At 63.1% G+C, this 24,336-nt stretch carries 17 protein-coding genes; 7 read left to right on the forward strand and 10 right to left on the reverse strand.

The features are described 5' to 3' along the window. Nucleotides 1-186 precede the first annotated feature (186 nt). Nucleotides 187-3,150 (forward strand): DNA polymerase I, encoded by a 2,964-nt coding sequence (gene polA / locus CK228_RS04970; protein ID WP_179295810.1) that lies wholly within the window; start codon nt 187-189, stop codon nt 3,148-3,150. Between the two features lie 31 nt (nt 3,151-3,181). Here polA and CK228_RS04975 read toward each other — a convergent pair whose 3' ends face one another. Beyond that, on the reverse strand, nt 3,182-3,586 hold the full coding sequence (locus CK228_RS04975; protein ID WP_032931728.1) for a Fur family transcriptional regulator: 405 nt from the start codon (nt 3,584-3,586) through the stop codon (nt 3,182-3,184). Nucleotides 3,587-3,831: 245 nt separating this feature from the next. Between CK228_RS04975 and CK228_RS04980 the strand changes: the two genes are divergently transcribed. From CK228_RS04980 to amrB, 5 genes are all read left to right on the forward strand, one after another. After that, nucleotides 3,832-6,033 carry a caspase family protein gene (locus tag CK228_RS04980; protein WP_245437971.1) on the forward strand — a complete coding sequence of 734 codons (2,202 nt, stop codon included), beginning with the start codon at nt 3,832-3,834 and terminating at the stop codon, nt 6,031-6,033. 119 nt (nt 6,034-6,152) lie between these two features. Continuing rightward, the gene (locus CK228_RS04985) at nt 6,153-6,533 is read left to right on the forward strand and encodes a hypothetical protein (RefSeq protein ID WP_095787086.1); all 381 of its coding nucleotides are present in this window, start codon (nt 6,153-6,155) and stop codon (nt 6,531-6,533) included. Continuing rightward, entirely contained in the window at nt 6,530-7,237 is a 708-nt protein-coding gene (locus CK228_RS04990; RefSeq protein WP_095787087.1) for a hypothetical protein, read from the forward strand. Before CK228_RS04985 ends, CK228_RS04990 begins: the two co-directional genes overlap by 4 nt. Nucleotides 7,238-7,293: 56 nt before the next feature. Next, on the forward strand, nt 7,294-10,272 hold the full coding sequence (locus CK228_RS04995; protein WP_245437972.1) for a caspase family protein: 2,979 nt from the start codon (nt 7,294-7,296) through the stop codon (nt 10,270-10,272). Continuing rightward, nucleotides 10,269-11,954 carry an AmmeMemoRadiSam system protein B gene (amrB, locus tag CK228_RS05000; protein ID WP_095787089.1) on the forward strand — a complete coding sequence of 562 codons (1,686 nt, stop codon included), beginning with the start codon at nt 10,269-10,271 and terminating at the stop codon, nt 11,952-11,954. Before CK228_RS04995 ends, amrB begins: the two co-directional genes overlap by 4 nt. A gap of 85 nt (nt 11,955-12,039) precedes the next feature. Here the strand turns inward: amrB and CK228_RS05005 are convergent, their stop codons facing one another. Together CK228_RS05005 and CK228_RS05010 are read right to left on the reverse strand one after the other, a co-directional pair. Beyond that, nucleotides 12,040-13,752, reverse strand: a complete 1,713-nt coding sequence (locus CK228_RS05005) for a hypothetical protein (RefSeq protein ID WP_245437973.1) — start codon at nt 13,750-13,752, stop codon at nt 12,040-12,042. Nucleotides 13,753-14,013: 261 nt separating this feature from the next. Beyond that, nucleotides 14,014-15,108: a serine protease gene (locus CK228_RS05010; protein WP_095787090.1), complete on the reverse strand. Its 1,095-nt coding sequence runs from the start codon at nt 15,106-15,108 to the stop codon at nt 14,014-14,016. 402 nt (nt 15,109-15,510) lie between these two features. On the opposite strand from CK228_RS05010, the gene CK228_RS05015 reads away from it, so the two are divergent. Beyond that, nucleotides 15,511-16,608 carry a trypsin-like serine protease gene (locus CK228_RS05015; protein WP_095787091.1) on the forward strand — a complete coding sequence of 366 codons (1,098 nt, stop codon included), beginning with the start codon at nt 15,511-15,513 and terminating at the stop codon, nt 16,606-16,608. 108 nt (nt 16,609-16,716) lie between these two features. Here the strand turns inward: CK228_RS05015 and mgrA are convergent, their stop codons facing one another. The 7 genes from mgrA to CK228_RS05050 all read right to left on the reverse strand — a co-directional run bounded on the left by mgrA (nt 16,717) and on the right by CK228_RS05050 (nt 24,101). After that, the gene (gene mgrA / locus CK228_RS05020) at nt 16,717-17,763 is read right to left on the reverse strand and encodes an L-glyceraldehyde 3-phosphate reductase (protein ID WP_095787092.1); all 1,047 of its coding nucleotides are present in this window, start codon (nt 17,761-17,763) and stop codon (nt 16,717-16,719) included. A 133-nt stretch (nt 17,764-17,896) separates the two neighbouring features. Continuing rightward, complete coding sequence (locus CK228_RS05025) at nt 17,897-19,036, reverse strand: Gfo/Idh/MocA family oxidoreductase (protein WP_095787093.1); 1,140 nt, start codon at nt 19,034-19,036, stop codon at nt 17,897-17,899. An 11-nt stretch (nt 19,037-19,047) separates the two neighbouring features. Beyond that, nucleotides 19,048-19,794 (reverse strand): sugar phosphate isomerase/epimerase, encoded by a 747-nt coding sequence (locus CK228_RS05030; protein ID WP_095787094.1) that lies wholly within the window; start codon nt 19,792-19,794, stop codon nt 19,048-19,050. A gap of 54 nt (nt 19,795-19,848) precedes the next feature. Further along, nucleotides 19,849-20,952, reverse strand: coding sequence for a sn-glycerol-3-phosphate ABC transporter ATP-binding protein UgpC (gene ugpC, locus CK228_RS05035; RefSeq protein ID WP_095772717.1), 1,104 nt, complete (start codon nt 20,950-20,952; stop codon nt 19,849-19,851). 2 nt (nt 20,953-20,954) lie between these two features. Beyond that, the gene (locus CK228_RS05040; protein WP_095772441.1) at nt 20,955-21,890 is read right to left on the reverse strand and encodes a carbohydrate ABC transporter permease; all 936 of its coding nucleotides are present in this window, start codon (nt 21,888-21,890) and stop codon (nt 20,955-20,957) included. Next, the gene (locus CK228_RS05045; RefSeq protein ID WP_027047408.1) at nt 21,883-22,776 is read right to left on the reverse strand and encodes a sugar ABC transporter permease; all 894 of its coding nucleotides are present in this window, start codon (nt 22,774-22,776) and stop codon (nt 21,883-21,885) included. Before CK228_RS05045 ends, CK228_RS05040 begins: the two co-directional genes overlap by 8 nt. 86 nt (nt 22,777-22,862) lie before the next feature. Then, nucleotides 22,863-24,101, reverse strand: a complete 1,239-nt coding sequence (locus CK228_RS05050; RefSeq protein WP_095787095.1) for an ABC transporter substrate-binding protein — start codon at nt 24,099-24,101, stop codon at nt 22,863-22,865. Between the last annotated feature and the right edge of the window lie 235 nt (nt 24,102-24,336).

A 24,336-nucleotide genomic window follows, 5' to 3' on the forward strand; every position in this document is an offset into this window, starting at 1 on the left:
CGAAAACTGCCGATGAGGTCTATTTGGGTCTCTGAACGTGGCGATTCAAGGGCACCAACGTTACACTTTTGTAACGTGCCCGTGATCGGGCCTGCATCCCCCGGTCTGTCAGGGTGTTGACGGAACCGATACCTGGCAATGTGTTTGGCATGGACCAAGCCACCGCGCCGCGCTATCCCTGCCGGCATGAAAAAAGGCGATCATCTCTTCCTTATCGACGGCTCCGGCTACATCTTCCGGGCCTACCACGCACTGCCGCCGCTGACCCGCAAGTCCGACGGCCTGCCGGTCGGAGCCGTTTCCGGTTTCTGCAACATGCTGTGGAAGCTGATGCAGGATGCCCGCAACACCGATGTAGGCATCGTGCCGACGCATTTCGCGGTCATCTTCGACTATTCCTCGAAAACCTTCCGCAACGATCTCTATCCCGAATACAAGGCCAACCGTTCGGCGCCGCCTGAAGACCTGATCCCGCAATTCGGCCTGATCCGCCAGGCGACCAAGGCGTTCAACCTGCCTTGCATCGAGATGGAAGGCTTCGAGGCCGACGATCTCATCGCCACCTATTGCCGGCTGGCCTGCGAGGCCGGCGGCGACACCACCATCATCTCCTCCGACAAGGACCTGATGCAGCTGGTCGGCGATACGGTCGGCATGTACGACCCGATGAAGGACCGCCAGATCGGCATCCCTGAGGTCATCGAGAAGTGGGGCGTGCCGCCGGAGAAGATGGTCGATCTGCAGGCGCTGACCGGCGATTCCGTCGACAATGTGCCCGGCGTGCCCGGCATCGGCCCGAAAACCGCGGCGCAGCTGCTTGAGCAGTTCGGCGACCTCGACGCACTGCTCGCCCGCGCCGGCGAGATCAAGCAGGATAAGAGGCGCGAATCGATCATTGCCAACACCGAAAAGGCGCTGATCTCGCGCCAGCTGGTAACGCTGAAGAACGACGTGCCGGTGGCCGAGGGGTTGGACGACTTCATCCTGCACGCGCCGGATGGGCCAAAGCTGATCGGCTTCCTCAAGACCATGGAATTCACCTCGCTGACCCGCCGCGTGGCCGAAGCGACCGGCACCGAGGCCGGCGACGTCCAGGCCGTCGCGGTGACCGTCGAGCGCGCCGACAACGCCCACGGCCCCGATGTCGGCGCCGGAGCGCCGGCTGTGGCCCGCGGCAGTGCCGAGAGGGGCCAGGCCAACGGCGAGGCAACCGCCGCACCGACGGCGGACAAGGCCAAGCAAGGCGATACTCCTTCCCTGCTCTCAGCCTTGCGGCTGGAGCGCGCGGCAACCAGCAAGATCGACACGGCGGCCTATCCCTGCATTCGCGATATCGCGACCTTGAAAGCCTGGGTCGCCGAGGCGACCGAGGCCGGCATTGTCGCCTTTGACGTCAGGGCCACCTCGTCCGATCCGATGCAGGCCGAACTGATCGGCCTGGCTATGGCCACGGCGCCCGGCCGCGCCGCCTACATTCCCTTCGCCCACAAGAGCGGCAATGGTGACCTGCTCGGCGGCGGCGCGCTCGAAAACCAGATACCTCTCCGCGAGGCGCTGGCGGTGCTGAAACCGCTGCTCGAGGACAGGTCGGTCCTCAAGATCGCGCAGAACCTGAAATACGATCTCGTCATCATGAGCCGTTACGGCATCGATGTCGCCCCGTTCGACGACACCATGCTGATCTCCTACGTGCTCGATGCCGGTACCCCGCACGGTCATGGTATGGACCAGCTTGCCGGGAAATGGCTTGGCCACACCCCGCTCCGGCTCAAGGATGTGACCGGCTCCGGCAAGAGCTCGGTCGGTTTCGACCAGGTCGACATCGACAAAGCGACGGCGCACGCCGCAGAGGACGCCGATGTCACGCTCCGGCTCTGGCTGGTGTTGAAGCCCCGGCTTGCGGCCAAGGGCCTGGTGTCGGTCTATGAGCGGCTGGAACGGCCGCTGGTGCCGGTTCTGGCGCGCATGGAACAGCGCGGCATTTCGGTCGACCGGCAGATACTGTCCAGGCTGTCAGGCGAACTGGCGCAGGGTGCTACCCGGCTGGAAGAAGAAATCTACCAGCTCGTCGGCGAGCGCATCAACATCGGCTCGCCCAAGCAGCTCGGCGATATATTGTTCGGCCGCATGGGCCTGCCCGGCGGCTCCAAAACAAAGACCGGCCAATGGTCGACCTCGGCGCAGCTGCTCGAAGACCTTGCAGCCGAGGGCCACGAACTGCCGCGCAAGATCGTCGACTGGCGCCAGCTGACCAAACTGAAATCGACCTATACCGATGCGCTGCCCGGTTTCATCCATCCCGACACCAGGCGCGTCCACACCTCATATGCGCTGGCCGCGACGACGACAGGCCGGCTGTCGTCCTCCGATCCGAACCTGCAGAACATCCCGGTGCGCACCGCCGAAGGCCGCAAGATCAGGACCGCCTTCATCGCCGACAAGGGCAACCGGCTCGTCTCGGCCGACTACAGCCAGATCGAACTGCGCGTGCTCGCCCATGTCGCCGAAATCCCGCAATTGCGGCAGGCTTTCGCCGACGGCGCCGACATCCACGCCATCACCGCGTCGGAAATGTTCAACGTGCCCGTCGAGGGCATGCCTTCGGAAGTCCGCCGTCGCGCCAAGGCGATCAATTTCGGCATCATCTACGGCATCTCGGCCTTCGGCCTCGCCAACCAGCTGTCCATTCCGCGCGAGGAGGCCAGCAACTACATCAAGAAATATTTCGAGCGTTTCCCCGGCATCCGCGACTATATCGAAGAGACCAAGGCCTATGCCCGCGAGCACGGCTTTGTCGAAACCATCTTCGGCCGGCGCATCCATTATCCCGACATCAGGTCGTCCAACCCTTCGATCCGCGCGTTCAACGAACGCGCCTCGATCAACGCCCGCCTGCAAGGCACCGCCGCCGACATCATCCGCCGCGCCATGGTGCGCATGGAGGAAGCGCTGGACAAGGCCAAGCTGTCGGCCCGCATGCTCCTGCAGGTGCATGACGAACTGATCTTCGAGACGGTCGAGGCCGAAGTCGAGGCGACGATCCCGGTCGTGCGCCATGTCATGGAAAACGCGGCGATGCCGGCGGTGTCGATGTCGGTGCCACTGCATGTTGATGCGCGGGCGGCGAACAACTGGGACGAGGCGCACTAGCGCCACCGCTTCGTCCTACGAAGAGAAGACCTTAAGCCGCCTCGGCCCGGCACTTCGCGCACGTCCCGCGAAACTCGATCACCGCCTTCTTGGCGGCGAAGCCGGTCGAATGGACCCATTCGTTCAGCCGGTGGTCGACGTCGTGGTCCGACATCTCGGTCACTTGCCCGCACGTGTCGCAGATGGCGAAGGCGGTCATCGAATGGCTGTGATCATGCGGTTCGGCACAGGCGACGAAGGAATTGATGCTTTCCAGCCGGTGCACGAAGCCGGATTTCACCAGCGTGTCCAGCGCGCGATAGACCTGCAGCGGTGCGCGAAAACCGCGTTCGCGCAACTGGTCGAGCAAGGTGTAGGCGCTGAGCGGCCCGCTGGCGGTCTCGAGCTTCTCGAGCACGCACAACTGGTTCTTCGTCAGCACATCCCTTGCCGCCATGGTCCGGTTCCAACTTGTCCTGCGCCATCTCCAGGCTGCTTGCCCGCGCAAACCGCCTGATCCCATTCAGATAGCGACGAACCGTCGTCTTTGCTACTCTTCTGTTGTTGTCCCGGACCGATCGATAACGTGCCGGCGCATTGACGACGGCAGGCCTTGATGGCGCAGCGACATTCAAAATACTGACAAAATCCTCGGCGAGGATGGTTTCGCTTGGGAAATTCGATCGGGCTTGGGGAAGCAATATGATCAAATTGACACGCCGGACGCTGCTTGTCGGCACGTCCGCGCTGATGGCGGCCGGTACGCCCTCGTTTCGGGCGCTGGCGGCATCGCGCACCTATCACGCGCTGCTGGTCGCCTGCACCGAATATCCGGCCCTGCCACAAAGGAACTGGCTGATCGGGCCGAAGAACGATGCCGGCCTGGTGCACGAGTACCTGCTGAAGAACGTGCCCGACCCCGTGCGCTTCGCGCCCGAAAACGTCACGCTGCTTGCCAAGGACGTGCCCGGCGCCAAAGGCCTGCCGACCCACGCGGCAATCAAGGCGGCGCTCGCCGACCTGGCGGCCAGGGTTCAGCGCGACGATTTCGTCTATCTGCATCTGTCCGGCCACGGCGCCCAGCAGCCGGAAAGGGTCAAGGGCGACGAGACCGACGGGCTCGACGAGATCTTCCTGCCCGTCGACATCGAGAAATGGATCAATCGCGATGCCGGCGTGCCGAACGCGCTGGTCGACAATGAGATCGGCGATGCGCTCGACGCCATCCGCAACAAGGGCGCCTTTGTCTGGGCTGTCTTCGATTGCTGCCATTCCGGCACCGCGACACGCGCCGTCGAGGTCGATGACGAGTTGGAGCGCAAGGTCGAATTCGCCGACCTGGTCGGCGGCGACGAGGCCGCCAGGGCGGCCGCCGTCAAGGTCTATGAGGACACGGTCGCAAGCGCCTCGCGCGGCCTCGACGAGAATGGCGCGCGCAAGCCCGCCTTCAACCTGACGCCGACTGGCGGCGAAGCGATCACCAAGGGCAAGCTGGTTGCCTTCTATGCCGCGCAGACGGTGGAGACGACGCCGGAGATGCCGCTGCCCAAGGGAACGGCGGATGCGCCGCGCTTCGGCCTGTTCACCTTCACCATCCTGTCGAAGCTCGCTGAAAACCCCAACGTCACCTTTCGCCAGCTCGGCCAGGCCGTGCTGCAGCAATATTCGGCCGACAGCCGCACCCGGCCGACGCCGCTGTTCGAGGGCGAACTCGACGCGCGCGTCTTCGGCACCGACAAGACCGACGCCGTCATGCAGTGGCCCATCGTCGTCAAGGACGGTGAGGCGACGATCGGCGCCGGCCTGCTGCATCGCCTCACGCCTGGCAGCAAGCTTGCCATCCTGCCCTCGGCGCTGTCGTCGCTGTCCGATGCGGTCGGCTATCTCGAGGTGGAGTCGGCCAAGAACCTTGAAAGCCGCGTCAAGCCGGTCGAGTTCGAGAAGAAGCCGGCACTCAAACTGGCCGACATTCCTGCCAACGCCTATGCGCGGGTGGCGGAGATCGCCGTCGACTACAGGCTCACGGTCGCTCGGCCGGCCGCGACCAAGGGACTCGAAAAAGAAACCGAACTGGTCAATTCGGTTCTCGACGAGCTGGCCACGGCCAAGGAAACCGGCTTCAACATCGAACTGATCGACCCGGGCAAGAGCGCCGAGCTGCGCTTCGCGGTGATGCGTGAGAATGCCATTGCGGGCGCCGGCAAGGACGCCGGCGACAAGCCGGCCCTATGGTTCCTGCCGGCGTCGGGCGACGTGACGCTGAACGACGGCAGCAAGCCGGCGCTGATCATCATCCACCCGGACGACCGCCAGAAGCTGGCCGACGCCACGACCAGGAATTTGCGCACCATCTACCGCGCCACCGGGCTGTCGCGGCTGGCGGCTGCCTCCGACTACAAGCCCGAGGATGTCGACGTGCAGTTCCAGGTCAAGCGCCGTGACAAGGACGGGCTCGAACCCTTGCAGGCTTCCGCAGTGCCGCGCGTCTCGCCGGGCGACGAGGTGCATGTGCTGGCCAAGAACAGCTCGGACCAGCTGGTCGACATCAACGTGCTCTATGTCGGCAGCGACTATTCGATCACCCACATCGTCGCCGAACGCCTGGCCCCGCAGGCCACGCTGGAGGAAGGGCTGCTCGCCTTCACCGACACCAGCTTCGGCATGGAACGGATGATCGCGGTGCTGACCGAGGCGCCGCCGGAAAGCGAGAAGGAAGATCTGAGCTTCCTGGCGCAGGACGGCGTCGCGGCGATGACGCGCGGCCTCGGCCCCGCCAGCTTCTCCGACATGCTCGCCGATATCGGCATGGCGCCGCCGACCCGTTCGGTGATGCGGCTTGCGGACAAGAGCGGCCCGAAGGGGGCAGTGATGATCTTCCCGATGGAGACGGTGCCGCGCGCCTGAGCTTCGGCCCCAAGGCCTCACGGCCTGGTATATCAGGCTCTTGCGCGATCGGCGCGATATGAGAACATCCCCAGCCGCGGCCAAGGGCTCAGCGGCCGACGAAGCAGATAGGATCGATTGTGAAGAAGTCTTTTTTCTCCTGGCGCGAAACGCTTGCCGGACTTGTCGGCGGCCTGTTGCTGGTCGCCAATGCCTCGGCACAGGACAGCTGCGGCCTTTGCGCCAAACAGGTGGTCATTAATTCGGAACTGGCGACGTGCTTCCTCGATCAGTACGACCAGTTCGCCAAAACCAGCAGTGACGCGGTGGTGGTCGATCTCTCGAGCTGCGCCTCGCGCGGCGTGGTCGAAGCCTTGCCCTCGCCCAACAAGGCGCCGGCGGAGCCTGACATGCAGTTCATAGTTTCGCGTCCGCAGCTGGTATGCCTGAAAAAGCAGCTTGAAGCGCCGGGCATAGTGCTTGATCCCTCCGCCACCATCGAACTGGACAGCTGCAAATGAAGAAGCCGGGGGGCACGACAAAGCAGACACCGGTGGCCGCGCCCGCAAAGGCGCCGGCGGCGAAGGAGTCGCTGCCGGAAACCACCGAAGGTTTCCCCTGGCCGAGCAGCCATGAGATCAAGAAGGAGAGCAATCCCTTCACCGATCGCGACTGGCGCATGCTGGTCTATGCCTGGTCGGGCTTGCTGGTGCGTTTCGCCATCATCTTCACCCTGGCATTCTCGGTCTACCAGTTCCTGGCCAACCAGGAGCAGAAGCGCGTCGAGCAGACGATGTCGCTGGTCGAGCTCTGGGAAACCAAAGACTACCAGCAGGCACAACGGGCGTTGAAGGATCGTCTTGCCGCCCTCAACGCCAAATACGACAATCTGCTCAGCGCCAACCCTTCGCCGACCGAGGAGCAGGTGTTCCGCCAGCGCATCGGCATCGAGGCGATGAGCGCTTCAGGCGGCGACATGCCGCTCGCCGACTTCAGCGAGAATTTCGACCGCATCGTCTATTTCCTCAACCGGCTGTCCTTCTGCGTCGACGGCGACCTGTGCTCACGCAAGGTGACCGATGCCTATTTCCGCGACTACGCCGTCTCGTTCTGGAGTTATTTTGCCGGCTATGTCGACAAGCAGCGCAAGGCGGGTTCGCCGACTTTTGCCACGGCGATCGAGGCCTATGTTGGCAACGGGCAACCAGCGGCCGAAGCCAAATAGCGATGGGGAAACCCGGAACCACCTTGCGCCTCATGCGTGCCTGCCGGTGGCTGGCCATGGCTGGAGTTTTGGTCACGGCCTCGGCCGCCCGCGCCGAGGACGCCCCGGATTTCCACCTCGACATCGACACCGGCGGCCATACCGCCCGGATTGCCGATCTTGCCTTCACACCCGACGGCGAGGACGTTGTCTCCGCATCCGATGACAAGACCATCCGCATCTGGGGCTGGCAGAGCGGCGTGACGCTGCGCACCATTCGCGGCTATCTCGGCAATGGCAGCGACGGCAAGATTTTCGCCATCGCGGTCTCGCCGGATGGCAGGACGATCGCCGCAGGAGGTTATTTCGGCGCCGGTCTCGGCGACAAGCCGCCCTATGGCGACATCAGGCTGTTCGACTTCGCCACCGGCAAGATGAAGGCCGTGCTCAAGGCCGCCGACTACGCGACCTACGACCTCGCCTTCTCGCCGGATGGCAAGACACTGGCTGCCGGTGGTGGCGACGGCATGGTCTATCTCTGGCGGCTCGACGACAAATCAGCGACCGGCTGGACGCTGGACAAGAAGCTCGACGCCGATTCCTGGCACATCGACAAGCTGGCCTTCGCCGCCGCGGGAACCCGGCTGGCGGCGACTACAACCGACAATGGCATCCGGCTGTGGGATGTCGCCAAGGGCGACGAGATCGCCTTGCCGGCAGAGACCGAGCCTTTGCGGGACGTCAGCGTCCTGGCGCTGGCGACCTCGCAGGACGGCAGCCTGTTTGCCACCGGCAGCAAGGACGGCCAGGTCCAGCTCTGGCGCGCCGCCGACGGCACGCTGGCGCACGCCATGCCGAAGCAGGATTTTCTTATCGGCTCGCTGACCTTCGCCAAGGGATCACGGCTGGTCGCCTCCTGCGGCTATCGCTGCGCCGACAAGCACCGCTCCATCGTCTGGAACACCGACACCGGCGAGAAGCTGCTCGACTACAGCGGCCATGACGGCACGGTCTATGTCAGCGCCGCCAATGCCGACGGCTCGCTGGTGGCGACCGCCGGCGGCACCCGCAACGCCATCCAGGTCTGGGATCCGGCGACCGGCGAACGCAAGGCCCTGCTCCAAGGGGTGGGCGCACCGGTGACCGCGATCGGCATCGACGCGGCGAACGGCATCATCGCCTGGGGCAATGCGAACCCCTGCCCCGAGCGCGTGGCTTGCCCCGAACGGCTGGGCGCGCTGGACAAGAGGCTGGAACTGCCCACCGCCGAGCGGTTCTTCGACGACCCGCAGCCGCTGACCGAGCCCGGCTCGTTTGCCCGCGCCGCGCTGACCGATGGGAAGTGGTCGCTGCACGCCACAGTGGGCGGCAAGGACGCGCTGGAAAACGCGGTGCTGGAGATCGCCAATGGCGGCAAGGTGGTGCGCTCGATCGAGAACGATGCCACCAACGGCTTTGTCCATTCGGCTTTCACGCTGATCGACAATGGGCTTGGCCTGATCACCGGCGGCAGTGACGGCACGCTGCTGGAATACAAGGCCGCGACCGCCAGGGTCTCCGGCGAATTCACCGGCCACACCGGCGAAATCAACGCCATGGCCGCCTCGGAGAAAGCCGGCCTGCTTGTCACCGGCAGCGCCGACCAGACCGTGAGGCTGTGGAACCTGAAGACGCACGAGCTGATCGTGTCGATGTTCTTTGCCGGTTCGCAATGGATCGCCTGGATGCCGCAGGGCTACTATTATTCCTCCGATGAGGGCGACAAGCTGATCGGCTGGCACGTCAACCAGGGCCGTGACCATGAAGGCCGCTTCATCCGCGCCGGCCAGTTGAAGAAGTACCTCTGGAGCCCGGAAATGGTGCGCCGCGCCATCATCCTGCGCAGCGCCAAACAGGCAGTCCAGGAGATGCGGCCGGGCGTGGACAACGAGTTGCAGAAGCTCTTGCAGCGCAAGCCACCGGAATTCGGTATTCGCCTCGCCGACGACCAGAGCAAGGTCCGCGACGGTTATGTCGCCGTCGAGATCACGGGCGCCAAGGAAGCCGGCACCGATGTCGCCGGCTTCTCGATCCTGTCGAACAGCCGCAATGTCGGCGACATCGCCACGCGTTCGGTCGACGGCAACAAGACAACAGTCGAGGTACCGGTCGAGGATGGCCAGAACATCATCCGCATCACCGGCACCAACGAATTCGGCTATCTGACCGAGCGCAGCGTGACGGCGCTGGCGAGGAAGACCGAGAAGGCCGAGGCCAAGGGCAAGCTCTATGTCGCGGTGATCGGCGTCGACAAATATCCGTTCCTGACCGACGCCTGTTCCGGCCATCCCTGCGATTTGCGCTACCCCGTCGACGACGCCACCGAATTCCTCAAGGTGGTTGCACAGAAGTCGGCGCCCTTGTTCTCGTCGATGGAGACGCTGGTTCTGGTCAATCGCGAGGCGCTCGACGAGAGCCCCGACATGGCGCAACAGACCTACACCGTCGCCAGCGCCGACAACATCATGGAGCCGGACTCGCACACGATCGACGACCAGCTTGCCGATTTCCTCGACAGGCCTGGCGAGCACGACACCACCATCGTCTTTGTCGCCGGCCATGGCATCAACATCGACGAGGACTACTATTTCATCCCGACGGACGGCCGCAAACAGGATGCCGATCGCTGGAAGCGCTCTTCGCTCGTTGACTGGGGTGACATCCAGAAATCGGTCGAGCGGGCGAAGGGAATGCGCTTCATGCTGCTCGACACGTGCCACGCCGCCAACGCCTTCAATCCGCGCCTGGAAAAGGACGCGCAGGACGCGCGCATCGTCGTGTTTTCGGCGACCGCGCCCAACAACACCGCCGCCGAATTGCCGGAGCTCGGCCACGGCGTCTTCACCTATTCGGTCCTCGAAGGCCTGCGCGGCAAGGCGAAGACCTCGGATGGCGGCGTCACGCTGTTCGGGCTCGCCGATTTCATCTCGCACGAAGTGGTTCGGCTGACCGCGTCGAAGCAGAAACCGTTCTATTATGTCGGCGGCGTGGAGAACATCGTGTTGGCCGAGCCGTGATAGCCCGCCTGCTGACGGTCATCATATTCTCCCTGGTTCTCGGCGGCACGGCACAGGCCGCCCCGATCGTCTGCCCGCCCGGCACCGAAAACTTCCCGCCGTTTTACGACGACGCCACGCTGTTCAAGGACGCCATCGCCAGCGTCGCCACTGTCCAGCCCTCCAACCAGCGGCTGACCGGCATCACGGTGCCGCATCACCTGCTGGCCGCCGACCTCGTGGCACTCGGCTTCAGAGCAGCGTCGGGTTTCCGCTACAAGCGCATCGTCATCCTGTCTCCGGACCATTTCCACAAGACGAACAAGCTCTACGCCACCACGGCGCGCGGCTTCGACACCGTGCTTGGCCCGGTGGCGGCCGACAGCGATGCCGTGCGCCTTCTCGAAGCCCACGGCGACATGGTCGAGGAATCCTGCCTGTTCGACAAGGAACATGGCGTGCGCGCCATGCTGCCCTTCCTGCACCACTATTTCCCAGGGGCGAAGATCGTGCCGGTGGCGATGTCGGTGAAGGCGAAGCGCGGCGACTGGGACAGGCTGGCCGAGGCGCTGAAACCGATTGTCGACCATGACACGCTGATCGTCGAATCCTCCGACTTCTCGCACTATCTGCCGCAGCATGATTCCAGGCGCTTCGACCAGCAGACGCTGAATATGCTGGCCGCCGGCTCCCTCGACGGCATCGCAGCCCTTCGCCAGCCCGATCATGCCGATTCCGTCGGCGCGCTCTACATCCAGACCCGGCTGCAGCGCGAACTGTTCGGCGCCCAGCCGCTGGTGGTAGCCAACGAGAACTCGCAGGAACACACGTCCGACTATGTCGAGCGCACCACCAGCTATGTCGTGGCGCTGTTCGGCGCCTTCGGTCCCGGTTTCAACAACCCCGCGCGGCCAAAGGACCGGATCTACTATCTCGCCGGCGACGTGAATTTCGGTCGCGCCATGAAGAAGATCCTGGTCCGCGACGGCGTGGCCGACAAGATCGTCGACAGCATCGTTTCACTGACCGGAGCCCGGCCGCTGATCGTCAATCTCGAAGGCGTCATCCTGCCCAACGTACCGGAAGCGATCGACGGCATGACGCTGGCCATGCCGGAAGACCTCGCCGCCAGCATGCTGAAACGGCTGCACGTCGCCGGCGTCAGCCTCGCCAACAACCACGCTTCTGATCTCGGCTCGTCCGGCTATGCCGAGACGGTGCGCGCACTCGACGAAGCCGGCATCCCATATTTCGGCCAGGGCGAGACGCCGGCGCTTGCCGATCTCGACCTTGTCGGCCTGACCGACATCGACACCAACGGTTCGAAGAACACCGACCTGCTCACCCCCGCCTTGTTCGACCGGCTGCTGCACGAGAATGCGCAGCGGCCGGTGGTCGCCTTCCTCCATTGGGGCCGCGAGTACAAGACCGAACCGTCGGCGCGCGAAGAGATGCTTGCCGATGAGATACGATTGCGCGGCGTCTCGGCCATTGTCGGCGGCCATCCGCATGTGTCGAGCGAGGCGATCGTCCCGCTTGCCGGCGGCGATGTGGCGGAAGTCTACTCGCTCGGCAACTTCCTCTTCGACCAGAATGCGCAACGCTCCTCAGGTTCGATGCTGGAACTGCGTGTCTTTCCCCAGGGCACGATCTTCATCAGGCTCATCCCATTGCCCAACTATTTCGAGATGGGTCGAAAGTAGGCAACTGCCGTTTTTCGACGGGAAGGTGTGTTGAGATTCAGGTCAGGCCCAGTCGAAAACGGCCTCACCTGAATATTGACATGCCTTAGCCGCAGCCGATCATCTGGCGCGGCAGGTAGCACGCCGCCGGCTCGGTCCTGGTCTCGAACAGCGACTGCTTCGGCCGGAAATAGAAGAAGGTCACCGGCTTGCTCTCGCGCACGCTGCCGTCGGCAAAATGCGCGGCGATGCTGAAACTGTGGATCGACGACATCGCCGACCACATCTTCAGCCGCGCCGTATAGGCGCTGACATTCTTGTTGCCGCGCACCGGCATGGCGATCGAGTAGTCGTGCTTGCCGATCGGAAATTCTATGTTCTGGTAGCGCATCGCTTCCGGGCTGCCGCCACCGCCATCGCCGCATTCGGCCATCGATTCCGGAGTCTCGAAGACCGCCATGGTCATCTGGGCGCGGAACGGCTCGCTCTGCTGGTAGACATTGCCCTGATCGTCCACCCAGGAATAGTCCAACTTGCCGATCGCGTTCAGCGTCATCGCCTGGTTGAAATTGCCGAGATAGTCGCCGACCTCGCCGAACTTGATCTTGTTGGTGAACTGGCTGCGGCAGACATTGAGGCTGTCAACCGAGGGACAGGGGAAACGCCCGGTCTCAAGGCTCGCGGTATCGACGCCGGCCTCGTCCAGCACGCTCTTGATCGACACGTCGACGCCATCGCCGAAATCGCCGATGTCCGTGGTGAACATGCGGCTTGGTTGGCCGGTCGGATTGCCTTCCTCGTCCACCGTGGTGAACTGGATCGACATCTTCATGCCCTTGGCGTCGCCCCAGCCATTGTTGACGATCGAGAAATCGGGCCGAAAGCCGATGCAGCCGAAATGCTCCGAGATCGACAGCATCGGTTTGCGGTAGGCGTCGCTGGCGGCGACTTTCATTTCCAGCCTGTCGAGCTTGACCCTGGACTCGTCCGTCGTCTTCAGGTCGACCTCGGCAAAGGCCGGCGTGTCCTCCCAGTCCGCACCTTCATAGACATTTGTGGTGTTGACCGTGCCGGTGCCGTTCCAGGCGTCGTTGTAGAGGCTGTCTTCCGGATAGATCGCGATGTCCTCGTCGCGCACCAGGTGCTGGTATTTCATGTCGGCCTGCTGGGTCATGCGCTGGTCGACGATGACGCCGATCTCGACCTTGTCGGCATCGCCGCCGCCGGCCTGCGCCTTGAGCAGGCCTCCGACCCTGGCATCGGCCAGAACGTCGGGACGCGTGCCGCCGACCTCCTTGCCCATCACCCATTGCGATTCATAGACCGTGCCGCCGGCGAGCCGCGTGGTGCCCTTGCCATTCTTCAATCCGCCGACAAAAGAGCCGGCAAAGATCTCGCCTGCCTTCGACAGCAACCGGCCCTCGCCATTCGCAATACCGTCAACGAACTGCCCCTCATAGCGGTTGCCGTCGGCATCGATATGGATACCCTTGCCGTTGAGTTCTCCGCCAAGCCAATGCCCCTCGAAAACCTCGCCCGAGCGCAGTTCGAGCCTGCCTTGCCCGTCGGGCCGGCCGTTCCTGACATCGCCGAAATAGCTGGAGTAGACCGTCTTCGGATCATAGCTGGCGGAGCCGCGCACCCGCCACACCAGCCTGCCCTTGCCGTTGACGGTGCCGTCCTCGGCGATCGTCTTGTCGGGCGACTGGCCCACCGCCGGCTCCCAGACGAAGTCGAGGTTCTTCTCCGGATGGAAATCCCAGACACGCACGGCCCTGCGCAGCACCGAGCGTGTGTCGGCCTGATAGAGGATCTGCACGCGCTCCGCCCAGGCGCCGCCGACAGGGGGGGATCGGCAAAAGCCGGTGAAAGCATCATCGCGCCCAGCATCGCTGCGGCCGCGATCCTGAACACTGCCCTTGTCCGCCCCATCCCTTGAGCCCCCTGGACGCCTCGCCCCTGGCAAGCCAAGCGTAGTCGGGGCGCGAGCCTCGTGCAAGGGAAGCCCTGCGCAAGGAACGGCACGAAAAAGGCGGCAGGATTGACCCGCCGCCTTGTCTTCACTGCGAGCGCGCAGCGCCTATTTGTACAGGCTGTTGATCCACTGGACGTTGGCGGCGTTCAGGCGCACGGCGGTGTTCGCGTCGGGGCTTTCCGCCACGTTGACGCCGGTGATGATGCGCTGCTTGGACTCGGTGTCGTAGGCATAGACCGAGCTGCCGCTCGATCCCGGGAACGTATCGCAGTCATACTGGAAATATTCCGGAGCGATGTTCTCGGCATGCACTTCGCAGTTGGCCTTCCACATCGTGCCCATCGGCTTGTCGCCGGGATAGCCGACGAGGTTGGCGGTGAAGTCGCCGAGATCGTCATAATTGGCGTAACCCAGCCAGCCGAGGTTGGTGCCGACATCCTGCTTCAGCGTGATGATGCCGAGATCCCACGGGATCACCGAGCCGTAATAGCCCTGGTAGTTGTCGATGAAGCCCTGCAGCACATAGGCGCTTTCATAGGTGAAGGCGCCGAACGGTGCGTCGTCGGCAGTGCTGCCGTTGAGGCCTGGCACGAACAGATACTCGGAGAGCCAGTCCTTGTCCTCATGGCTGTAGAGGCAATGCGCCGCGGTGAGCACCGTGCGCGGGCCGATCAGCGTTGCAGAACAGCTGCCATAGCTGCCCGTCTTCGTCGATTTGGCTTCCAGATAGCCAATGGCCGAGAACGGGTAGGTCTTGGTGTTCTTGACCTGCTCGCGATCATCGGGGCCGAAAACCTGGCGCCCGGCCTCACCTTCGCCGAGCCCGGGGTCCTCGGTCTTGCGCTCAGCCCCGTCCGCGCCATTGGCCGGCGCGTTCAGTTCCTTGATGATGAGCTCGCGCAGCGCTTCGCTTGGTTCGATCTTGATCTCCTTGCCATCGGCGGAACGCCCGACGATGCCATAGGATTTGACAGCCGCCTTCTCGTCGGCGAGCGGCGCGGCGCGGCTGTCTTCATCAGTAAGCTGTGGTGTCGTGATCGGTTTTGCTCGGCCCGCCTTGAAGTCGCCCGAAGTAACGTCCCGCATGCTTTCGCCATTGCCGGCACTGGCGGACCCAGGGTCGGCGGCGAAAACCGGGACCGTCCACATTGCGGTGGAAAGCAAAGCGAACGCAAAGAGTGCGTTTGTCAGTTTTGTCATGGTGAGACTCTCCCAAAAGTCAGCAAGGACTGGATCAAAATACAGAAATATTGTCGAGATCGTGGTGACGCCGAAAAATGAGTCTACCCGCCGGCATTCCCCGCGAGCGTTGTTCTAGGCTGTCATTTTCAAGGCCCCCGCCAAAAAAACTCTGCAACGGTATACTGCCTAAAATAATCCAAGATTGGCAATGACAAATCGCTTCCACGTAGCCCGTGGGGGGCTATAGGATTTTGTGCGGGTTCTGCTCGCGGGCACGGTTAGCAAAAGTGGGATTCGGTTTCGTGACCGATCGCGCGCCATTTCGATACGGCACGCGTGCGGGTCGCTGAACCGGCAACACCTCCTTGCACAAATGCCCTGCGTCCGATCCGCGCGGGAGAACTGTCTGAGGAGGTTCAGGTGCACATCACAAATCGGTTCGGGCCAATCGTTGCCGCATCGCTGCTTGGCATTGCCGCTGCTTTCGTATCGATCAACCAAGGCCGGGCGGATGAAAGCACCGCGAGGCCCGAAGCGGCGGTCTCGCCGATGCAGCGGGTGACCGAGGCCAGGGCCAAGGCGGCCGCCGAGAATCCTGACGGCGCCGACCGGGTCTATGGCGGCAACCAGGCCGAAAAGGGCGCCTATCCGTTCCAGGTCGCGCTGCTCACCACCGCCAGGCTGGACGAGAACCCAGCGTCGCAGGCCAATGCGCAATTCTGCGGCGGCAGCCTGATCGCCCCGCAATGGGTGCTGACGGCGGCGCACTGCCTCAACGACAAGGGCCGGCCGATCTCACCGGATTCAGTGACCGTGCTGACCGGCGCCACCGACCTCAGCGAAGGCAAGCGCCATAAGGTGGTGGAGGTCATCGTCAACGAAGGCTACAGCGAGCAGACGCTCGACAACGACCTCGGCCTGCTCCGGCTTGCCGAGCCGGCCGATGCGCCGACCATCAAGCTTACCCGCGAGGCGACACCCGACACCGGCAAGACCACCGTCACCGGCTGGGGCAAGATGCAGGACGGAACGTTCCCGACAACGCTGATGGTCGCCGACCTCGATCTGCAGCCGAACAGCGCCTGCAACACCGGCATCAAGGCCATCTATGCGCATGATTTGAAGGCGGCACTAGGCGATCTGTCCCACCGCATGCGCTATTCGGAAAAGGGCATCGATGCGGCCGCCAATGCGATTGCCGCCGATATGACCGATCCCCTGACCAGCAACATGATCTGCGCCGGCACCACCAGCGGTGTGCGCGATGCCTGCAATGGCGACAGCGGCGGCCCGCTGTTCATGACCGGCGCCGACGACCCGGTTCAGGTCGGCGTCGTCAGCTGGGGCGAAGGTCCCGCCGACGGCAGTGCGGCCTGCGGCCACAAGGACGCCTATGGCATCTACACGCGGCTGGCCAACTACGGCGGCTGGATCGAGGCGAAGATGAAGACCCTTGCTCCCGCGCCGGAAAAGCCGAAAGCCGGGCTGGGCACCGCGCAGAAGCCGAAGACGCCCTGAAGGCCTGGCCATTTTGCCCGACATTTTGCTTGTCGTGAAAACGGCGGGAGAGATTCCCGCCGTTTTCATTTGCCGGGCCGTTTTCATTTGCCGGTTTGTCCGACAGCTCTATTTCCTCGGCGGGCCTTTGCGCTCGGCGGAGGCTGCCCACAGATTGATGTCGGATTCGCGCGCGTAGCTATCGATTTCGGCCAATTCGGCATCGCTGAAGTCGAGCACCTTCAGGGCGCCGACGCAGTCCTCGACCTGCTCCGGCCGGCTGGCGCCGATCAGCGCCGACGTCACCTTGCCCTTGCGCAGCACCCAGGCCAGCGCCATCTGCGCCAGCGTCTGGCCGCGCTTGCCGGCGATGGCGTTGAGCGCCTTGATGTTGGCGATGGTGCGGTCGTTGATGAAGGCCGACTTCAGCGACTTGCCCTGGGAGGCGCGGCTACCTTCAGGGATGCCGCCAAGATATTTGTCGGTGAGCATGCCCTGGGCCAGCGGCGAGAACACGATCGAGCCGACGCCGAGCCCCTCCAGCGTGTCGAGCAGGCCGTCTTCCTCGACCCAGCGGTTCAGCATCGAATAGCTCGGCTGGTGGATGATGCAGGGCGTGCCGAGCCGCTTGAGGATGTCGGCGGCTTCGCGGGTGCGCTGCGAGTTGTAGGACGAGATGCCGGCATAGAGTGCCTTGCCCGAGCGCACCGCATGGTCGAGCGCCCCCATGGTTTCCTCCAGCGGCGTGTCCGGATCGAAGCGGTGCGAGTAGAAGATGTCGACATAGTCGAGCCCCATCCGCTTCAGGCTCTGATCGAGGCTGGCCAGCATGTATTTGCGCCCGCCCCATTCACCGTAAGGGCCGGCCCACATTTCGTAGCCGGCCTTGGTCGAGATGATCAGCTCGTCGCGATAGGCGGAAAAATCGGAGCGCAGGATTTCGCCGAAAGCGGTTTCGGCCGAGCCGGGCGGCGGTCCGTAATTGTTGGCGAGGTCGAAATGGGTGATGCCGAGATCGAACGCCTTGCGCACGATCGCCTGCTTGGTCTTGTGCGGCGTGTCATTGCCGAAATTGTGCCACAGGCCGAGCGAGATCGCCGGCAGCTTGAGGCCGGAGCGCCCGCAGCGGTTGTAGATCATTTTTTCGTAGCGATTTTCGGCGGCGACATAGGGCATGGGAAAAGATCCTCGAAACTGAACAGACCGGGCAGCTTCATCGCAAAGGCGGTGAGACGGCCCGGCGCCCTTTTACCCTCTCCCGGGCCGAACGGGGAGAGGGACAACTCAAAATTATCGATAATCCTTGCGCCTACTTCTTCGCCAGCAGTTCCTTGGCCGCCTTGACGCCAAGTGCCGCCGGCCGCTCGCAAGTGGTCTGCATGGCCACGAACTTGCCGGTTTCGCCGGAACGCAGGATGCCGGTCATGACATCGACGGCATGCAGCGCCAGCTCCATCGAGCAACGATGCGGCCGGCCCTCGACTATTGCCAATGCCATGTCGGCGAGACCCGCCGTGCGGTAGTTGGCCATCATGCCCTGGCCGTGCATTTCGTTGGGCACGCCAAGCGGGTGCTTCCATTTCGGCAGCTTCTTGACCGGCTTGCCCTCTTCGGTGAAGCGCACGTCGCCACCGAAGAAATTCGGATCCGGCACGAACACCGTGCCGGCTTCGCCATAGAGTTCCATCGGCGCGTGGCCGTGAGCCCAGACGTCCCAGCTGGTGTTCAACGTCACCACGGCGCCATTCTCGAATTCCAGCAGGCCATGGATCGTCGTCGGCGTGTTGACCGGGATTTTTTCGCCCGCACGCGGTTTCGATGAAATCGTCCGCTCCTTGGCCGGGGTTGTCGCAAAGGCCGCCACCTGTTTTACCGGCCCGATCAGCTGGATCAGATTGGTGATGTAATACGGTCCGATATCGAGCACCGGTCCGGCGCCCGGCTGGAAGAAGAAATCCGGATTGGGGTGCCAATGCTCCATGCCGTGACCCATGACATGGCAGGTGCCGCTGGTGATCTTGCCGAGCTTGCCCTCATCGATCAGCTCACGCACCAGCTGGTGCGCGCCGCCGAGGAACGTGTCGGGCGCCGAGCCGATGCGCAGCCCCTTCTTTTCAGCCCGCGCCTTGAGGTCCTGGCCCTCTTCGAGCGAGAGCACGAACGGCTTTTCCGAATAGACGTGCTTGCCGGCATCGAGCACGCGTTTCGACACCTCGTAATGCACCGCCGGTATCGTCAGGTTGACGATGATGTCGATGTCCTCGGCCTTGAGCAGATCCTCGACGGCTTCGGCGCGCAGGTTGAACTCCTTCGCCCGCGCCCTGGCCGCGTCCATGTTGATGTCGGCGCAAGCGCGCATCTCGATGCCGCGAAACAGCGGCGCCAGCGAGAAATACGCCTTCGAGATGTTGCCGCAGCCGATGACGCCAATACCCAGTTTCTTTGCCATGATGATTGTTCCTAGTAAGCCTTGACGGATGCGATCGAGCGGCTGGCGAAGCGCTCGATGTCGTTGGGGTTGTCCTGCTCCATGACAAAGTATTTTGCAGCGCTCTTGGCCCGCAACACCTTGATCAGGTTGGCCCAGTCGATCGTGCCGTGGCCGACGTCCGACCAACCATCCTCGTCCAGCCCTTCGCCCGGCCTGGCGATATCCTTTACATGCACGGCGACGATGCGCTTGCCGTGCCTTTCGATCCAGGGCAGCGGATCGGCGCCGCCGCGCACCACCCAGGCAAGGTCCATCTCCCAGCCGATATCGGGAGCGGAAGACAGGATGTGATCCTGCGGCACCGAACCGTCGGCGAGGGCCTTGAACTCGAAATCATGGTTGTGCCAGGCAAAGCCGTAGCCGGCTTTCGAGGCGACCTCGCCGACCTTGGCCAGGCGCTCGCCAAAGCCGCGCCAGCCGGCGGCGTCGGACGGCCTGTCCTCGGCCATCAGATAGGGGCAGATCAGAAGCTTGATGCCCAGCGCTTCGGCCGTTTTGCGCACGCCGTCGAAATCCTTCTCCAGCGCATCGATGGAGAAATGCCCGGTCGGCATCGAAAGCCCGTTCTTGTCGAGTTCCGCGCGGAAGGCCTTGGGATTTTCATAGACGCCACCGAAGCCTTCGACTTGCGCGTAGCCGAGCTTGCCGAGCGTCGCGAGCACGCCCTCCCAGGGTTGAAAATTGCGGGCGCTGTAAAGTTGGAATGACCAGTTCATCGTCTCTGTCCGTTCTGCTGGTAGGGTGGGGTTCTTGGGAGGAGGGCTTGGGGGCTATAGGCGGTTGCCGGATGGGGTGTCGAACAGCGAGGCGCGGGCGGGGTCAAAGCCGATCCGGATTGGATCGCCGGTGCGCAGCGTCTTTTCCGCCTCGACGCGGAAGGAAAAATTGCGGCCGCCGAGCTTGGTCCACACCAGCGTGTCGGAGCCCATCGGCTCGACGATCTCGACGGATGACTCGGCGGTGAACGGCATGGCCTTGGCCGCATCTCCAAAGGCGACGTGCTCGGGCCTGATGCCGAACACACAGGGCTTGCCCGCGCTGCCGCGATCCTTGTCGAACTCATAGCGGTCGAGCGGTATCGAAACCCCGTCGGCGGTGAACGCCGCGGCATCGCCGGCTGCAAGTTGACCCTCGACGAAATTCATTGCCGGCGAACCGAGGAATCCGGCGACAAAGCGATTGACCGGACGGTTGTAGATCGTTTGCGGCGCGTCGAGCTGTTGGATGACCCCGCCCTTCATCACCGCGATCCGGTCGGCCAGCGTCATCGCCTCGATCTGGTCGTGGGTGACGTAGATCATGGTGTTCTGCAATCTGCGATGCAGCAGCTTGATTTCGACGCGCAATTCGGATCGCAGCTTGGCGTCAAGATTGGACAGCGGTTCGTCGAACAGGAACACATCGACATCGCGCACCAGCGCCCGCCCGATCGCCACGCGCTGCCGCTGGCCGCCGGACAGCGCGGAGGGCTTGCGTTGCAGCAGCGGTTCGATCTGCAAGATCTCCGCGGCGCGCGCGATGCGCTTGGCGATTTCGTCCTTGGGCAGGCCCGCGACGCGCAGGCCGAAGGACAGGTTCTTCTCCACCGTCATCTGCGGATAGAGCGCATAGGACTGGAATACCATGCCGATGCCGCGATCCTTGGGCTCTTCCCAGGTGACGTTCTTGCCCTTGATGAAGATGCGGCCCTTCGAAATGTCGAGCAGCCCGGCAATGCAGTTGAGCAAGGTCGACTTGCCACAGCCGGAGGGTCCCAGGAGCACGATGAACTCGCCCTCGGCGATATCGAGGTCGAGTGTCTGCAGGACCGACACCGCACCATAGTTCAGCGACAGGTTCTGGATCGATACGCTGGGGTTCGCGATTTCAGCCATCATCACCCTTTCACCGCGCCGGCAGCGATGCCACGCACGAAAAGCCTGCCGGAAATGAAATAGATAACGAGCGGCACCAGCCCGGTCAGGATGGTCGCCGCCATATTGACGTTGTATTCCTTCACGCCCTGCACGGAGTTGACGATGTTGTTGAGCTGAACCGTCATCGGATAGGTGTCGGGACGCGTGTAGACGACGCCGAACAGGAAGTCGTTCCAGATGCCTGTCACCTGCAGGATGACGGCGACGACGAAGATCGGCAGCGACATCGGCAGCATGATGCGCAGATAGATGCCCCAGAAACCGGCCCCGTCGACACGCGCTGCCCGGAACAATTCCTCCGGCATGGAGGTGAAATAGTTGCGGAACAGCAATGTCAGGATCGGCATGCCGAAAATGGAATGGACGATCACCAGGCCGCTCAGGCTGCCATAGAGGCCGATCTCGCGCAGGATGATGACGATCGGGTAGATCATCACCTGATAGGGGATGAAGGCACCGACGATCAGGATGATGAAGAACGTGTCGGCGCCCTTGAAGCGCCAGTTGGCCAGCGCATAGCCGTTTACCGAGGCGATCGCGATCGACAGGATCACCGAAGGTACGGTGATACGAACGGAGTTCCAGAAGCCGCGCGAAAGTCCGTCGCAGTTAAGGCCGGTGCAGGCCGTCGACCATGCCTTGACCCAGGGCTCGAAAGTGATCTCGAGCGGGGGCGAGAAGATGTTGCCGAGGCGGATTTCCGGCATGCCCTTGAGCGAGGTGACGATCATCACATAGAGCGGCAGGAGGTAGTAGAGCGCCGCCACGATGAGCGTGCCATAGAGGAAGATGTTGCGGCGCGAGAAGATGTGACGCGGCTTCGGTCCGCTCGGTCCCGAGGCATCGGCTTGGACGGCGCCGGACGGCGCGGACAGGGAAACGGCTTGGTCAGACACGCTTCCTGCCTCCGAATTCGAGATAGGCCCACGGCACGATGACGATCATCACCGAGAGCAGCATCATGGTCGAGGCCGCGAAACCCTGGCCGAGATTCTGGGCGAAAAACATGTAGTCGTAGACATACTTTGCCGGCACTTCGGAGGCGATGCCGGGTCCGCCGCTGGTCTGGGCGACGACAAGGTCGTAGACCTTGACGATGCCGGACGCGATGATGACGAGCGTGGTAATGAAGACCGGTCGCATCATCGGGATGATGATGAACAGATAGGTCTTCCACATCGGAATCCCGTCCACCCGCGCGGCCTTCCAGATATCCTCGTCTATGCCGCGCAGGCCGGCCAGCATCAGGCACATGATCAGGCCGGTGCCCTGCCAGAGCGCGGCGATCGATATGCCGTAGATGACGATGCTGGAATTGTAGAGCGGATCGAAAGCGAAGCTCGTCCAGCCGAGGTTTCGTATCACGCCCTGGATGCCGAAGTCAGGATTGAGCAGCCATTGCCAGACAAGGCCGGTGACGATGAAGGAAAGCGCGAAGGGATAGAGAAAGATGGTGCGGAACGTATCCTCGAAACGGATCTTCTGGTCGAGCAGGGCAGCGAGGATGAAACCGATCACCAGCGAGAAAACCAGCGAGATCACACCATAGATCAGCAGGTTCTCGATCGAGATCAGCCAGCGCGGGGTCGCCCACAACCGGTAATACTGGTCGAGGCCGACGAAATTCAGCCGCGGCAACAGCTTCGAATTGGTGAAGGAATAGAGCACCGTCCACGCCGTGCCGCCGACGAATACCACCAGCGCGGTGAGGATCATGGGGATCGACGCGACCTTCGCATTGAGATTGCGAAACAGTCGGCTCGGGCGTTCGCTCTTGCTCATCGGTGCAGCCATGGTGGATCGGGTAAGAGCCCGCCCTCCCGGCCCTGGAGTTCACCGGACCGGGAGGAAGGGAGTTGCCGGCGGTATCAGTCCGCCGTGGCGATGATGTCGGCGAAGCGCTTCTGCGCCTCTTCCACGGTCATCTCGGGCTTGGCGAAGAACTCGGAGAACAGGTCCTCCTTCTGCTTCTGGCTGTCTTGCGAAAGCAGCTGATCGGTCCATGGGATCACGGCACCCTTGGCCAGGATGGCGAGACCCTTCTTCATGCAGTCATTGGCAGCGTTAAGGTCGACGTCGCCACGCACCGGCAGCGAGCCCTTCTTGAGATTGAAGGCGACCTGGGTCTTGGGATCGAGCAAGGTTTCGGCCAGGACTTCCTGCGCCTTTGACTTGTCGGCATCCTTGAGCACCGGGAAATAGAAGGCATCACCACCCGTGGCGATGACCTCGTTCAGGCCAAGGCCGGGAAGACAGGTATAGTCCTTGCCGGCAGTCTTGCCGGCAACCTGGAACTCGCCCTGCGCCCAGTCACCCATGATCTGGCCGCCGGCCTTGCCGGTGATGACCATGTTGGTGGCCTGGTTCCAGTCCTGCACATTGGTGTTCTTGGCCATCTTGCGCGCATCGTCGGCCGCCTTGAACACCTTGGCGACTTCGGGGCCGGCTGCGAACTTGGCGTCCTTGTCCTTGTAGACCTTGAGGAAGGTGTCGGTGCCGCCGACCGCTGCAAGCAGCACGTCGAAGGCGCCGGACGACTGCCAGGCCTGCCCGCCCACCGCCAGCGGCACGATGCCTGCCTTCTCGAGCGCCGGGGCGGCGGCCACATACTCATTCCAGTCCTTTGGCACCGGCACGCCGGCCTTCTGGAAGGCCTCGTTCGAGAGCCACAGCCACTGCCAGGAGTGGATGTTGACGGGCACGCAATAAATCTTGCCGCCGATGGTGCAGCTGTCGAGCAGGCTCTTCGGTCGTACGACCTCTGTCCACTTGCCCTTGGTGGCGACATCGGTCAGGTCGCGCATCAGGCCGGCCTGCACCAGTTCTTCCGCTTGCCGGCCGTGATTGAACTGGGTGGCGCCCATCGGGTCGCCGCCGGTGATCCGGCTGATCATGATCGGCCGTGCCGTGCCGCCGGAGCCAGCAATGGCGCCGTCGACCCAGTGGTTGCCGGTGGCGTCGAATGCCTTGGCGAGTTCCGCAACCGCCGCCGCCTCGCCGCCGGAAGTCCACCAATGAGTGACTTCCAGATCCGTCGCGGCGGCCGGGCCGGCGAACTGCAGCGCTGCCGTGGCCGCCAGGGCAGCGGTCAAAAGTTTGTATCGCATTTCGGTTCCTCCCAGAATCTGAAACGTTACAGATTTTCGATACGGCAATTGCGTGGATGACGCAACCCCAGGCGTGGAGACCGTTCGATATTTTTTCGAGTCGCGAATAAAATCTGCCGAGCGAGCTTGTCGTTGTGCGCCGCAATATGAGCAATTGCAGTGCAAAATAAGAAAAGGTTCGTGAAAGCCGGCAAAGAGCGTCGCCAAGACGGCGTTTCGCTCTGGATTCTCAAGG

The sequence above is a fragment of the Mesorhizobium sp. WSM4312 genome (genome assembly GCF_002294875.1).
Lineage (GTDB): Bacteria > Pseudomonadota > Alphaproteobacteria > Rhizobiales > Rhizobiaceae > Mesorhizobium.

Coding starts and splice junctions, on each gene's coding strand:
- polA (WP_179295810.1), top strand. CDS start 187: ATGAAAAAAGGCGATCATCTCTTCCTTATCGACGGCTCCGGCTACATC.
- CK228_RS04975 (WP_032931728.1), bottom strand. CDS start 3,586: ATGGCGGCAAGGGATGTGCTGACGAAGAACCAGTTGTGCGTGCTCGAG.
- CK228_RS04980 (WP_245437971.1), top strand. CDS start 3,832: ATGATCAAATTGACACGCCGGACGCTGCTTGTCGGCACGTCCGCGCTG.
- CK228_RS04990 (WP_095787087.1), top strand. CDS start 6,530: ATGAAGAAGCCGGGGGGCACGACAAAGCAGACACCGGTGGCCGCGCCC.
- CK228_RS04995 (WP_245437972.1), top strand. CDS start 7,294: ATGGCTGGAGTTTTGGTCACGGCCTCGGCCGCCCGCGCCGAGGACGCC.
- CK228_RS05010 (WP_095787090.1), bottom strand. CDS start 15,108: ATGACAAAACTGACAAACGCACTCTTTGCGTTCGCTTTGCTTTCCACC.
- mgrA (WP_095787092.1), bottom strand. CDS start 17,763: ATGCCCTATGTCGCCGCCGAAAATCGCTACGAAAAAATGATCTACAAC.
- CK228_RS05025 (WP_095787093.1), bottom strand. CDS start 19,036: ATGGCAAAGAAACTGGGTATTGGCGTCATCGGCTGCGGCAACATCTCG.
- CK228_RS05030 (WP_095787094.1), bottom strand. CDS start 19,794: ATGAACTGGTCATTCCAACTTTACAGCGCCCGCAATTTTCAACCCTGG.
- ugpC (WP_095772717.1), bottom strand. CDS start 20,952: ATGGCTGAAATCGCGAACCCCAGCGTATCGATCCAGAACCTGTCGCTG.
- CK228_RS05045 (WP_027047408.1), bottom strand. CDS start 22,776: ATGAGCAAGAGCGAACGCCCGAGCCGACTGTTTCGCAATCTCAATGCG.
- CK228_RS05050 (WP_095787095.1), bottom strand. CDS start 24,101: ATGCGATACAAACTTTTGACCGCTGCCCTGGCGGCCACGGCAGCGCTG.